Source organism: Micromonospora arida, assembly GCF_003857035.1.
GTDB classification, from domain to species: Bacteria; Actinomycetota; Actinomycetes; order Mycobacteriales; family Micromonosporaceae; genus Micromonospora; species Micromonospora arida.
On the sequence record NZ_QGSY01000140.1, the window covers coordinates 1 to 13,109 of the forward strand.

The following is a 13,109-nucleotide window of genomic DNA, read 5'->3' on the forward strand; positions in this document are numbered from 1 at the left end:
GAGCTGGCCCGGGCGGTGCTCGACGCGGCGCTGTCCCGGCGACAGGCGGCGGCCCGCTGGCGGCCGCCGCCGGCTCACCGCCCGCCGATCCCTCCGCCGCCTTCGGGGTACGCGCAGCCGGGCCGTCGCCGGCCGCTGGTCGATCGGTGCCTGGCTTATCCGACACGGCGTACCGTCCCTTCGCCGACCTGGTAGCGGGTGCCGCGCAGGGCGGCGGGCACGTCGTCGTCCACCGCGCAGGTGACCAGCAGCTGACTCGCCCCGCCGACCAGCTCCGCCAACCGCTCCCGGCGGCCGGTGTCCAACTCCGCGAAGACGTCGTCGAGCACCAGCACCGGCTCGATGCCGTCGGCGCGCAGCAGGTCGTACCCGGCCAGCCGCAACGCGAGGGCGAACGACCACGACTCGCCGTGGCTGGCGTACCCCTTGGCGGGCAGTGGGCCGAGGCTCAGCGCCAACTCGTCGCGGTGTGGGCCGACCAGGGTCGTGCCCCGCTCGATCTCGGCGGAGCGGGACGCGGCCAGGGCCGCCGTCAGCGCCTCGGCCAGCGCGGCCCGGTCGGTGGTCGGCTCGGCCAGCTCGATCGAGGGCCGGTAGGTGATGCTCGCCGCACCCCGACCGGCGGCCACCGCGTCGTACGCCTTGGCCACGTGCGGGGTGAGCGCGGCCACCAGCTCCAGGCGGCCGGCGAGCAACTCCGCCCCGTGCTGGGCCAGGTGGGTGTCCCAGACCGCGAGGGTGCCGAGGTCGCCACCCCTGGACCCACCGGTCTTCCGGGCCAGGTACGCGGTGCGCAGCAGGGCGTTGCGCTGCTTGACGACCCGCTCGTAGTCGGCCCGCACGCCCGCGAACCGGGGCTGCCGGTTGACCAGCAGGTCGTCCAGGTAGCGGCGGCGCTCGGCAGGGTCACCCCGGACCAGCTCAAGATCTTCCGGAGCGAAGAGCACCAGCCGGAGCGCCCCGAGCACGTCCCGGGCCCGCCGTGCCGGTGAGCGGCCCAGTCGGGCCCGGTTGGCCTTGCCGGGCACGATCTCCAGCTCGACCAGGAGTTCGCGGCCGTCGTGCACCACCGCGCAGCGGATCACCGCGGACGTGGCGTTCATCCGGACCAGAGGCGCGTCGGTGGCGACCCGGTGCGAGTCCAGGGTCGCCACGTAGCCCAGCGCCTCGACGAGGTTGGTCTTGCCGACGCCGTTGGCGCCGATCAGTACGTTCGCTCCCGGCTGGAGGTCGACGGCCACCCGCTCGTACGAGCGGAAGTTGACCAGTTCCAGCCGGTGAACGTACACAGGTTGTGGATACCGCTCAGCGCTTGTGGACGGCGTGGCCACCGAACTGCTGACGCAGCGCGGAGACGGCCTTCATGGCGGGCGAGTCGTCCTGCCGCGAGGCGAACCGGGCGAACAGCGAAGCGGTGATGACGTTCAGCGGCACCGCCAGCCGGACCGCCTCGTCGACCGTCCAGCGGCCCTCGCCGGTGTCCTCCGTGTAGCCGCTCAGGTCGGCCAGCTCCGGGTCCTCGTCGAGCGCCCGGTCCAGCAGGTCGAGCAGCCAGGAACGGACGACGGTGCCCTCCCGCCAGGACTTGATGACGCCCGGAACGTTGGTCACCAGCTCCGAGGCGGCCATCAGCTCGTAGCCCTCGGCGTACGCGTGCATCAGGCCGTACTCGATGCCGTTGTGCACCATCTTCGAGTAGTGCCCGGCACCGACGGGGCCGGCGTGCACGAAGCCGAACTCACCCTCGGGCTTGAGCGCGTTGAAGATCGGCATCAGGCGGTCCACGTGCTCCTGGGCGCCACCGACCATCAGCCCGTAGCCGTTCTGCCGGCCCCAGACGCCGCCGGAGACCCCGACGTCCATGTAGCCGATGCCCCGCTGGTTGAGCCGCTCCGCGCGGGGCGCGTCGTCGCTGAAGCGCGAGTTGCCGCCGTCGATGATGATGTCGCCCTCGCCGAGCACCTCGGCGAGCTCGTCGATCGTGGCGTCGGTGACACCGGCGGGCACCATGACCCAGACCGCTCGCGGCGACTCAAGCTTCTCCGCCAGGCCGGCGAGGGTCGTGACGTCGCTGATCTGCGCGTTGTGGTCGAAGCCGACCACCTCGTGCCCGGCCGAACGCAACCGCTCCCGCATGTTGCCGCCCATACGGCCGAGTCCTACCAGGCCGAGCTGCATGTGTTTCTACCTCCGTGGATCTGGGTGTTGCTGGGCGCGATCAGCGCGAGACGCGGATCGGCATGATGAGGTACCGGTACCCCGGAATGACCTCGCCATCCTCGCCAGCGGGAGAGATCACCGCGGGCTTGAAGGCGTCGACGAACGAGAGCACGGCCGTCTGAGCGCCCAGGTTTGCCAGACCGTCGATGAGGTACTGCGGGTTGAAGCCGATGGTCAGTGGCTCACCGGTGAAGGTGGCCTCCATCGCCTCGCTGGCCCGTGCCTCCTCGGAACCGCCGGCCTCGACCACCAGGCCGTCGGAGCTGAAGCTGAGCAGCACCGGGGTGGTCCGTTCGGCGACCAGCGCGACCCGCTTGACCACCTCGATCAGCGTGCTGACCGACACCCGGGCCGCGGCGTTGTGCGTGGCCGGGAAGAGCGACCGCACCGGCGGGTAGTTGGCGCCGTCGAGCAGCCGGCTGGTGGTACGTCGGGTGCCGCCGGCGAGGCCGACCATGCCCTCGCCCGCAGCGCCCTGGGCGAGGGCGAGCGTGACCTCGCCGCCCAGCGGGCCGAGGGCCTTGGCGGTGTCGTTCAGGGTGCGGGCAGGCACCAGGGCGTTGATGCTCACCTCGGGGTCGTCCGGCCGCCACTGGATCTCGCGCAGCGCCAACCGGTAACGATCGGTGGCGAGCATCGACAGGGTGTCACCCGACAGCTCGACGCGGACGCCGGTCATCATCGGCAGCGTCTCGTCGCGACCGGCGGCGATGGCCACCTGGGCCACCGCAGTGGCGAACGCCGCGGCGTCGACAGTGCCCGCGCTCTGCGGCATCTCGGGCAGCGCGGGGTAGTCCTCCACCGGCATGGTGGGCAGCGTGAACCGGGCGCTGCCACAGACCAACTCGAGATGCGCGCCGACCGCGGCGATGTCGACCGGCTTGGCCGGCAACGCCTTGGTGATCTCGGCGAGCAGGCGGCCGGAGACGAGCGCGGCGCCGTCGGCGTCGCCCTGCACCTCGACGGTCACCTGGCTGGAGACCTCGTAGTCGAACCCGGAGACCCGCAGGTTGCCGTCGGTGACGCGGAGCATCACCCCGGCGAGCACCGGTACGGATGGCCGGTTGGGCAGGCTCTTCGCGGTCCACGCCACAGCCTCGGCGAGCGCGTCGCGCTCCACTCGGAACTTCATCAATGCCTCCGCGTCGACGTCAGCGACAACTCTCTCATGCCGACCGCTGCCTACCGTCCCGCCCGACCGTGCGGGTACCCATCGCACCTTAGGGCGCGGGGACATCGGCTGTGCGTCCGACCCCATGGATCGTGTCGATGCTGACCGGCTGATCCGACAGCGTTCGGCCCGATCCACAGAAAGCCCAACGGTGATGATTGGTTTTTGTTCTCTTAGAAGAGATAACTCATCGTCTTCATCGCACCTGTGCAAACTGTGGAAAACCGAGGTCTGCGCAGGTCAGACAGGTTATCCACCGGTGATTTAGCTGTGGAGAACCAGGGGTACAACCGGCTCGTGTGTCCACAGCCCGGCGACGACGGCCGGTTGTCCACCGTTGTCCACCGGTTGTCCACCGGTAATCCACCGACTTTCTCCCCAAGCCTGTGGATCGCGGGGAAGATCACCATTGCCGTCATCCCCAGAACCTTCAACAGGCCGTACACAGGTTGATGATGATCGGTGGATAACCTGACGGTCGTCCCCAGGCGTCCACAGCGTCGTACACAGGGTTTCTCCACAGCCTGTGGGTAACTGGCGGAGGACGGACCGTAGTTATCCACCGACGGTGGATAACGAGCTGTGGAAAACGAGTGGGGATCGAGGCGGTCACGGCCTCAATGCTGTGGTCTCCACCATGTCGAGAGTCCAGCTGACGGACCAAAAAGAACGCCCGACCGGAGATCCGGTCGGGCGTGTCCTGTCCTGCGGCTGTGCGCCGCGCGACGGCGGTCGTACGTTCAGCTGTTCTGTTTGATGCGGTTGGTCAGTTCGGCGATCTGGTTGTACAGCGAGCGGCGCTCCGCCATCTGCTGACGAATCTTGCGGTCGGCGTGCATCACGGTGGTGTGGTCCCGGCCACCGAACGCCTGCCCGATCCGGGGCAGCGACAGCTCGGTCAACTCCCGACACAGGTACATGGCCACCTGACGGGCGTTGACCAGCACCCGGGACCTGGACTGGCCGCGCAGATCCTCCAGGCTCACCCCGAAGTAGTCAGCGGTCGAGGCCATGATCTGGTCGGCGTTGATCTCCGGACCGGCGCCGTCGGGCATGAAGTCCCGAAGCACCTCCTCGGCCAGCGACAGCTCGACTGTCGACCGGGTCAGGCTGGCGAACGCGGTCACCCGGATCAGCGCGCCCTCCAGTTCCCGGATCGAGTTCGACACCCGGGAGGCGATGAACTCCAACACGTCCGGCGGGGCGTACATCCGCTCCTGCGCCGCCTTCTTCTGCAGGATCGCGATCCGGGTCTCCAGATCCGGCGGCTGGATGTCGGCCAGCAGCCCCCACTCGAACCGGGTTCGCATCCGGTCCTCGAGGGTCGCGAGCTGGCGCGGCGACCGGTCGGAGGAGATCACGATCTGCTTGTTGGCGTTGTGCAGCGTGTTGAAGGTGTGGAAGAACTCCTCCTGGGTGCGCTCGCGGTTCTCCAGGAACTGGATGTCGTCGATCAACAGGATGTCGACGTCGCGGTAGCGCCGCTGGAACGCGCTGGTCTTGTCGTCCCGGAGCGAGTTGATGAAGTCGTTGGTGAATTCCTCGGTCGAGACGTACCGGACCGAGCGGGCGTTGCCGAGTGTCGTGGCGTAATGCCCGATGGCGTGCAGCAGGTGTGTCTTGCCCAACCCGGAGTGCCCGTAGATGAACAGCGGGTTGTACGCCTTGGCCGGTGACTCCGCCACCGCCACGCTCGCCGCGTGGGCGAAGCGGTTGGACGAGCCGATGACGAACGTCTCAAACATGTACTTCGGATTGAGCCGGTTGCCGCCGGTGTCGGCACCGGGCAACCGACGGTCGTCGCGGCCACCGGTCCGATGGTCCACCGCGCTGCGACCCGGGCCGCTGTCCGTTCCGCTGTCCCGGGGTAGCGAGCGGATCACGTGCTGGTCGCGCGGTGACGCCGAGTCGTCCCGGTAGCGGGGCTCGTAGGGTCGGGTGTCGGGGCCGGACGGGTCCAGGCGGGCGGCCTGCTCGTCGTAGCCGCGCCGGTCCGGACCCGGCCGGGAGGGCCGCAGGGGCTCCGCGAAGGCAGCGCTGAACAGCGCCTCCTGCCCGTCCCTGCTGGCGGGGATCAACCCCGCGCGATGCCCCTCCACGGGCGGCGCGAGCGGCGGACCCGCGGGAGCGGGCGGCGGACCCGGATCAGGGGTACGCGGCGCGGGTGACTGCTCAGGGATCATCGCGTCGGCCGGCTGTCGAGCGCCCTGGTCGTCGTCGAACGGCGCGATACCCGAGCCGTCGATGTCGAGCTGCCCGGTCTCCGGGGCGCTGCGGTAGACGGTGCCGGCCGGCCGGCCGGTGGCGTCCTCGGCCACCCGAACGGTGACCGCGACCTGGATCGGTCGGCCGAGCCGCCGGGTGAGCGCCTCGGTGATAGCCGGGCGCAGCCGTGACTCGATCACGTCGCGGGTGAACGCGTCCGGAACGGAGAGCAGTGCGGTGTCCTCGACGATCGCTCGCAGCCGGGTCAGTCGGAGATAGGCACGCTGCTGGGCGGAGATGATCTCGTCGGCGAGCTCGTCGGTCGCCGCTAACCACACCGCGGCAAGGTCGGTCGTACCGGCCACCGTCGTGCCACCCCCTCGCTTCTGCTCCCGGCCGCCGCTGTCTGCCAGCCGGCCGTCCCGGGCCCGCCGCGTTCGCGGGTGGAACAACACCCACCCGGACGGTCGACCGGTGGTCATCCACAAGTTATCCACAGCCTGTGTACCGACCGATTGTGGCCGCCGCCGGACGCGGGTGGGACCTGCCCCTGCCTGAACGGGCGCTGAAGCGGGTTCACCGTGCCGAACGATTCACTGCCATGTCCGGTCTTGCCTGCGCGACGACCGGAGCTTCCGACGCTCACCGCAATCGGGCACGGTAACAGCGTTGTCCCTGCGCCATCAACCGGCGACGCGGCGGCGCCCTTGTCGGCATCAGCGAAAACCGCCCCTCGGCCTCGGGCGCGTCCCGTTGTCCCCTGCTCGAGGTGTTTGACGGTCATTGCCCCCCTGCGTAGGCTGGAACGGCTGCTTTCTCGCCCTCTGCTAGGGTGATGGGTGCTTGCTGTCCGCGGTCGCATCCCCGCATCGCCGAGGTCCCGCTCCGCCGGACAGCACCGATCGTGGGCCACCGTCGAGGTGGCCTGGACCACCACACGACCCCGGCGATCCCGTCGCGCGGGGCGCGTACGAAAACGGAGAGCCTGACGTGAGCAAGCGCACCTACCAGCCGAACAACCGCCGGCGCGCGAAGACCCACGGCTTCCGGCTGCGCATGCGCACCCGTGCCGGCCGTGCCATCCTGTCGAGCCGTCGCGCCAAGGGTCGCACCACCCTGTCGGCCTGAGCCGACCGGGCCGGTCCAGGGGACGTGGGCAGTCGTGCTGGCCGCCGCACAGCGACTGCGGCGCAGCACTGACTTCGCCGCAGCGGTTCGCGGTGGCCGACGCGCCGGACGTGGCGCCGTCGTGGTCCACCTGACCGTGCCGGTGACCGTCGACCCCAGCACACCGACCTCGCCGGAGCCGGTACGGGACAACAGTGCGGAGCAGTCGTCCGTGCCGTCCCGTGCCGGCTTCGTCGTTTCCAAGGCAGTCGGTAACGCGGTGACCCGTAACCGGGTCCGGCGCCGACTGCGGGCGCTGGTCCGGGAACGGCTGATTGACCTGCCCGCCGGCAGCACCCTGGTCGTCCGGGCGCTCCCCGCCGCGGCGCAGGCGTCGTACCCTCGGCTCGCCGCCGACCTGGACGCCGCCATCGCGGTCGCCCGGTCGCCGCGCGAACGGCGGTCCCGATGAGCGGCACCGAGCAGAGCACCCCACGGCCGTCGACAACCGGTGCCAAGGTGCTGATCGCGCCCATCATCGCGTACCGTCGGTGGATAAGTCCGGCACTGCCGGCTCGCTGTCGGTTCTACCCGTCGTGCAGTGCGTACGCCCAGGAGGCGGTCGTTCGGCACGGCGCGCTCCGGGGAGCCGTGCTGGCGGCCCGGCGGTTGTTGCGCTGCCACCCCTTTCACCCTGGTGGATATGACCCGGTGCCGGAGCCGGGCGGCCGCCGTCGTGCTGATGTGACTGGAGCCTGAGAATTGTTCAGTCTTGACTGGATCTACTATGCGATTTCGTGGATCCTGCTGACCTGGCACTCTGCCTGGGACGCAATCGGGGTGCCCGTCGGCGCGGTCATCGGCACCAACTTCGCCTGGATCCTGTCCATCGTCTTCCTGGTGGTCACCGTCCGGGTGATCCTCTTCCCGGTCTTCGTCAAGCAGATCAAGTCGCAGCGGGCGATGCAGGCGCTCCAGCCCAAGGTCAAGGAGCTTCAGGAGAAGCACAAGGGTGACCGGGAGACGCTCCAGAAAGAAATGATGGAGCTGTACAAGAAGGAGAAGGCCAACCCGCTGATGGGTTGCCTTCCGATGTTCCTTCAGATCCCGGTCTTCCTGGGCCTCTTCCACGTGCTGCGCCGGCTCGACCCGGACAAGCAGAACAAGACCCTCTACGGCTGGACCGTCGACCAGTTCCAGAGCGCCTCGCAGGCGAAGCTCTTCACCGCCCCGATCGCCGGCAAGTTCGGCTCCACGGCGGACGAGCTGGCCAGCCTCGGCGCCAACGGCACCACCGTCAAGATCATTGCTGGCGTCCTGGTCCTGGTCATGATCGCGACCACCTACCTGACCAGCCGTCAGATGATCCTCAAGACCGGCTGGGCGGAGGACCCGCAGCAGCGGATGATCCAGCGGCTGATGCTCTACGGCATCCCCGCGTCGCTGCTGATCTCCGGTGCGATCTTCCCGATCGGCGTCATCATCTACTGGGTCACCAACAACCTCTTCACCCTCGGCCAGCAGCAGTGGGTGCTGCGGAAGTTCCCGCCGCCGGTGACCGCCAAGAAGGCCGTCGCCCCCGCCGCCACCCGTAACCCGGTGCAGCCCGCCAAGTCCGGTGGCCTGTTCGGTCGGGGCAAGGCGGCCCCGCCGGCACCGGTCAAGGCGGCCGCGCCCAAGGTCGCCGGGCCGAAGCCGGGCGCCAAGCCGGTGAACAACCCGAAGAAGAGCCGCCCCGCCAAGCGGCAGGGCTGACCTACGAGGGCCGCCGCCGGTGATCCGGCGGCGGCCCGTTCCGCACCGCGCAGCCGCCGTACGGCCGGCGCCGGGCGGAACCGACCGCGCACCGCGCGGCCACGGGCGACACTGCCCGTACAGACGTGCCTGTGGGCACCGGCGACCTCCCGCCGGCCCCGGGAAACCAGTCGGACCCGACGGTCCGGCCGAGCGAGTACGGAGATGAGACCGTGACCGAGACCAGCATCCCCCGCGCCGAGCAGTCCCTGGACGAGGAGGAGACCGCCACGCTCGCGGTGGACGGCGACGACACCGAAGCCGATGACACCGAGGCGGACGACGACACCGACACCGCCGCTGGCACCCGGGTGAAGAAGGCTGTGGGCGAGGGCGACCTGTTCCGGCAGAGCGAGATCGCCGCCGACTACGTCGAGGGTCTGCTCGACATCCTCGACTACGACGGCGACATCGACGAGCTGGTCGCCGCCGGCCGTCCGATGGTCGAGGTGGTCGGCGAGCGGCTGCAGAATCTGGTCGGTCAGCGCGGTGCCACCCTGGAGGCGCTCCAGGAACTGACCCGCCTTGCCGTCTTCCGGCAGACCGGTACGCCGAGCCGTCTGCTGCTCGACGTCGGTGGCTACCGGGCGAACCGCCGTAAGGAACTCGCCGCGGTCGCCAAGAACGCCGTCGAGAAGGTCAAGGAGTACGGCGAGCCGGTCCGCCTGGAGGCGATGTCCGCGTTCGAGCGCAAATGCGTGCACGACGTGGTCAACGCCATGTCCGACGTGGCGAGCGAGTCCGAGGGTGTGGAGCCGAACCGGCGCATCGTCGTACGGCCGGCGGACTGACCGGGTGACCCACGACGACATCACGGCCGATACCGTGTCCGGCCCGGGCGGCAAGCCGCCCGGGCCGTCCGCTGTCCGCCCCGCCACCGTCGACGCCGATGCCGATGCCGAATCGACCGGGCGGGACACCGCCCCGTCACCGGCCGACGCGGCGTTGCCGCCCGAGCTGGCCCCGGCCGCGCTGGCCCTCTTCGGTGACCGTCTCGACCTGGCCGCCGCGTACGCCGAACTGCTGGCCACCGACGGTGTGGTCCGTGGCCTGATCGGCCCCCGGGAGGCACCCCGCATCTGGGACCGGCACCTGCTCAACTGCGCTGCGGTCGCCGAACGGATCCCGTCCGGCGCGACGGTGCTCGACGTCGGCTCCGGCGCCGGTCTTCCGGGTCTCGTCCTGGCCATCGCTCGCCCTGATCTCACGGTCACCCTGATCGAGCCGCTGGCCCGGCGGACGTCGTTCCTGATCGAGGTCGTCGAGCGACTCGGTCTGGCCAGGTCGGTGCGGGTGTTCCGCGGCCGGGCCGACGAGGCGGCCAGCGGGTCGAGCGGCCGGGAGCCGATCAGCGGAGACGTGGTGACCGCGCGCGCGGTAGCGCCCCTGGATCGGCTCGCGGGCTGGAGCCTTCCCCTGGCGGTTCGCGGTGGTCGGCTGTTGGCGCTCAAGGGCTCGTCCGCCGCAGCCGAGATCGAGGAGCACGCCGAGGTGGTGGCGCGACTCGGTGGCGGGGAGCCGACCGTGCAGCTGTGCGGCGTCGGGGTGATCGATCCGCCCACCACGGTCGTGGAGATCGTGCGCGAGCGGATGGTCGGCCCGGCCCGGCCGGCGGCCAAGAAGCGCGCCCGGGGTGGACGCTCCCGCCGAGGTTGACACTTCGCGCCATCGGGCTTCCGGCCGGTGGGTTGCCTCGTTGTACCGGTACGGATGGACGAGGGGATGAGAACCCGACGTGGACCGGCCGCGCCCGTCCGCCGTAGGCTGACCGCGCGTCGATAGTGTGGAGCGGGTGACGGACGTCGCGGGTCTCCGACCGCTCCCGCGGGCCGTACGCTCCGGGTTGCGGGCGTGGATGCGGCCAAGTTGACCGGGGCGCGGACCGACCATCCGAAGCGGGCAGGGATGACAGGTGCATGACGACGGCAGGTACGACGATCCACGCGTGACCGGGTCGACCAGCGATCCCGTTTCACGTGAAACCGACTACCCGAGCTGGTCGCCCGGTGCGACCGGGCCATCGAACCGACCGACCGACAGCGACCCGCCGGCGCCGCTCGACCCCTCGTCGGGTCCCGCGCAGCCGGAGGGCTCGGCCATTCCGGAGCCGGCGAGTGGTCGTCGGACGCCGGAGGCGTCGAGTCGACCGGTCAACGCCGCCGAGGTGCGGTCGACCTCAGGTCGCCGCAACACCGCTGCGGCGGTTCGCTTCGAGCCGGCCGTCCCGCACCAACCCACTGCGGCGGCCGCTCGGGACGCCGTGCCGGTGGTCGCCGACGCACCGGTCGCTTCGACCGAGTCGTTGGCCGCCGTGGCGGCCGATCCCACGTACGTTTCACGTGAAACCCCGACGCGCGAAGAGGATGACCCACCGTTGGCTATGGAGGCGATGCGCGCCGTGCAGATCCTGAATCCCAGTGGCGAGGTGACCATGCCTCGGCCGGACCGGACCCGGGTCATGTGCGTCGCCAACCAGAAGGGTGGCGTGGGTAAGACCACCACCACCGTCAACCTTGCGGTGGCGCTCGCCCTGCACGGCAACCGGGTGCTGGTGGTCGACCTCGACCCGCAGGGCAACGCCTCGACCGGGCTCAACGTCCCACACCACACCGGAATCCCCGACGTGTACGACTGCCTGATCAACAGCGTGCCGCTGGCCGAGGTGGCACAGGCGGTCGAGGGCATCCCCAACCTCTGGTGCGTACCCGCGACCATCGACCTGGCCGGCGCGGAGATCGAGCTGGTGTCGGTGGTGGCCCGGGAGTCGCGCCTGGACCGGGCGATCGCCGCCTACCCGGGCGAGTTCGACTACGTCTTCATCGACTGCCCGCCCTCGCTCGGCCTGCTCACGGTCAACGCTCTGGTTGCCGCGCAGGAGGTGCTGATCCCGATCCAGTGCGAGTACTACGCGTTGGAAGGGCTCAACCAGCTGATCAACAACATCAACCTGGTACGCCAGCACCTCAACCCGAAGCTCGACGTCTCCACCATCCTGCTGACCATGTACGACCGTCGCACCCGTTTGGCCGACGCCGTCGAGCAGGACGTCCGGAACCACTTCGGCGACAAGGTTCTCCAGGCGGTCATCCCCCGCAACGTCCGGGTCTCCGAGGCGCCAAGCTACGGCCAGTCGGTGATGACCTACGATCCCGGTTCGCGGGGCGCCACGAGTTACTTCGAGGCCGCCCAGGAGATCGCCGAGCGGGGCGTCAAGGAGCCGGTGGGCCGGAATGCGTAGTGCGGACGAATCGCTGGGAGGCGTGGCATGAAGAACCGTCCTCGGGGCGGTCTGGGTAGGGGCCTGGGGGCGCTGATCCCGACCGGGCCGGCGCCGGCCGCCGCTGGCACCGCGACGGCGGAGCCGGAGAACGAGCACCTGGACGACGCGGGCACCGTCGCTGTCGCAGCGGTACCGGCCGGAGCGCCGGTCCGTGAGCCGGAGCCCGTGCTGAGCCCGGTGCCCGGTGCTCGATTCGCCGAGATCCCGGTCGACGCGATCATGCCCAACCCGAAGCAGCCCCGCCAGGTCTTCGATGAGGAGGCGCTGGAGGAGCTGAAGACCTCGATCCAGGAGGTCGGCTTCCTCCAGCCAATCGTCGTTAGGCAACTCGACGACGAGAAGTACGAACTGGTGATGGGCGAGCGGCGCTGGCGGGCCGCCCAGGCGGTGGGCCGGGAAAGCATTCCGGCGATCGTCCGGGACACCCGTGACGACGCGATGCTCCGCGACGCCCTGCTGGAGAACATCCACCGGGCGAACCTGAACCCTCTGGAAGAGGCCGCCGCCTACCAGCAACTGCTGGAGGAGTTCGGGGCCACCCACGAGGAGTTGGCCCGCCGGATCGGCCGGAGTCGCCCACAGATCTCCAACACGATCCGACTGCTGAACCTGCCCGCGCAGGTGCAGCGCCGGGTTGCCGCAGGCATCCTGTCGGCGGGGCACGCCCGCGCTCTGCTGAGCCTCGACGAGGCGGAGGCGCAGGAACAGTTGGCCCTGCGGATCGTGGCCGAGGGACTGTCGGTTCGGGCGACCGAGGAGATCGTGGCCCTGGCACTCAACGACGGGCCGGCGAAGGGTCAGGCCGCCAAACGGCGCCCCAAGGCGCACGCGCCGGCCCTGACCGATCTCGCCGATCGGCTGTCCGACCGGTTCGACACCCGCGTGAAGGTGGACATCGGCCGGAGCAAGGGCAAGATCACTATTGAGTTCGCGACGGTTGACGACCTTGAGCGGATCGTCGGGATCATCGGAGTGCAACAGGAGGAGGGCGGGGAGGACTGAGCCCGCCCGCTCGCCCTACGGCCGCGCTACCCCAAACGGGGGCGCGGCCGTTCTGCTTCCCGGGGTCGTCGCGGTTTCACGTGAAACAGACAGCGGCGCTGATTCAGCGGATCGGCGGGCCCTGCGGTCTCGTCGTCCTCGGCTCGACCAGCCCGGCCGGCGTCCCTCTCTGACAGCCGGCAGGAGGAGGAGTCGGCGGGGAGTGGCGGGCGGATGGGCCGGTCACGCTGGCCCGCACGTTCGACAGCACAATCCGCGGGCGATGGGCGATGGGCGATGGGCGATGGGCGATGGGCGATGGGCGATGGGCGATGGGCGACGGGCGGCGGG

Annotated in this window: 13 protein-coding genes; 9 read left to right on the forward strand and 4 right to left on the reverse strand. The window is 70.1% G+C overall.

The features are described from left to right. Window positions 1-155: 155 nt before the first annotated feature. The 4 genes from recF to dnaA form a co-directional block, all read right to left on the reverse strand. Entirely contained in the window at window positions 156-1,289 is a 1,134-nt protein-coding gene (gene recF / locus DLJ58_RS09085) for a DNA replication/repair protein RecF (RefSeq protein ID WP_124854775.1), read from the reverse strand. Window positions 1,290-1,305: 16 nt separating this feature from the next. Further along, on the reverse strand, window positions 1,306-2,178 hold the full coding sequence (gene gnd, locus DLJ58_RS09090; protein ID WP_112583933.1) for a phosphogluconate dehydrogenase (NAD(+)-dependent, decarboxylating): 873 nt from the start codon (window positions 2,176-2,178) through the stop codon (window positions 1,306-1,308). A 40-nt stretch (window positions 2,179-2,218) separates the two neighbouring features. Next, window positions 2,219-3,352, reverse strand: coding sequence for a DNA polymerase III subunit beta (dnaN, locus tag DLJ58_RS09095; protein ID WP_124854777.1), 1,134 nt, complete (start codon window positions 3,350-3,352; stop codon window positions 2,219-2,221). 779 nt (window positions 3,353-4,131) lie between these two features. Beyond that, window positions 4,132-5,961, reverse strand: coding sequence for a chromosomal replication initiator protein DnaA (dnaA, locus tag DLJ58_RS09100; RefSeq protein ID WP_124854793.1), 1,830 nt, complete (start codon window positions 5,959-5,961; stop codon window positions 4,132-4,134). A gap of 625 nt (window positions 5,962-6,586) precedes the next feature. On the opposite strand from dnaA, the gene rpmH reads away from it, so the two are divergent. The 9 genes from rpmH to DLJ58_RS35275 all read left to right on the forward strand — a co-directional run. Then, on the forward strand, window positions 6,587-6,724 hold the full coding sequence (rpmH, locus tag DLJ58_RS09105) for a 50S ribosomal protein L34 (RefSeq protein WP_007453904.1): 138 nt from the start codon (window positions 6,587-6,589) through the stop codon (window positions 6,722-6,724). Between the two features lie 34 nt (window positions 6,725-6,758). Beyond that, window positions 6,759-7,175, forward strand: coding sequence for a ribonuclease P protein component (rnpA, locus tag DLJ58_RS09110; RefSeq protein ID WP_124854779.1), 417 nt, complete (start codon window positions 6,759-6,761; stop codon window positions 7,173-7,175). Next, complete coding sequence (gene yidD / locus DLJ58_RS09115; protein ID WP_124854781.1) at window positions 7,172-7,462, forward strand: membrane protein insertion efficiency factor YidD; 291 nt, start codon at window positions 7,172-7,174, stop codon at window positions 7,460-7,462. Before rnpA ends, yidD begins: the two co-directional genes overlap by 4 nt. Before the next feature lie 3 nt (window positions 7,463-7,465). Continuing rightward, window positions 7,466-8,458, forward strand: a complete 993-nt coding sequence (gene yidC, locus DLJ58_RS09120) for a membrane protein insertase YidC (RefSeq protein WP_124854783.1) — start codon at window positions 7,466-7,468, stop codon at window positions 8,456-8,458. Between the two features lie 212 nt (window positions 8,459-8,670). Then, window positions 8,671-9,288 carry a Jag family protein gene (locus DLJ58_RS09125; RefSeq protein ID WP_124854785.1) on the forward strand — a complete coding sequence of 206 codons (618 nt, stop codon included), beginning with the start codon at window positions 8,671-8,673 and terminating at the stop codon, window positions 9,286-9,288. A gap of 154 nt (window positions 9,289-9,442) precedes the next feature. Then, a complete protein-coding gene (rsmG, locus tag DLJ58_RS09130) occupies window positions 9,443-10,153 on the forward strand; it encodes a 16S rRNA (guanine(527)-N(7))-methyltransferase RsmG (RefSeq protein WP_244218852.1) in 711 nt (236 codons plus the stop codon). A gap of 256 nt (window positions 10,154-10,409) precedes the next feature. After that, window positions 10,410-11,735: a ParA family protein gene (locus tag DLJ58_RS34065; RefSeq protein ID WP_124854789.1), complete on the forward strand. Its 1,326-nt coding sequence runs from the start codon at window positions 10,410-10,412 to the stop codon at window positions 11,733-11,735. Between the two features lie 27 nt (window positions 11,736-11,762). Beyond that, entirely contained in the window at window positions 11,763-12,779 is a 1,017-nt protein-coding gene (locus tag DLJ58_RS09140) for a ParB/RepB/Spo0J family partition protein (RefSeq protein WP_124854791.1), read from the forward strand. 251 nt (window positions 12,780-13,030) lie between these two features. Next, on the forward strand, window positions 13,031-13,109 hold a 79-nt coding region (locus tag DLJ58_RS35275; protein ID WP_482805419.1), incomplete at its 3' end, for a hypothetical protein.

Excerpts from the sequence above, each read along its gene's own strand:
- gnd (WP_112583933.1), bottom strand. The coding sequence starts at position 2,178 with ATGCAGCTCGGCCTGGTAGGACTCGGCCGTATGGGCGGCAACATGCGG.
- DLJ58_RS09140 (WP_124854791.1), top strand. The coding sequence starts at position 11,763 with ATGAAGAACCGTCCTCGGGGCGGTCTGGGTAGGGGCCTGGGGGCGCTG.
- yidD (WP_124854781.1), top strand. The coding sequence starts at position 7,172 with ATGAGCGGCACCGAGCAGAGCACCCCACGGCCGTCGACAACCGGTGCC.
- dnaN (WP_124854777.1), bottom strand. The coding sequence starts at position 3,352 with ATGAAGTTCCGAGTGGAGCGCGACGCGCTCGCCGAGGCTGTGGCGTGG.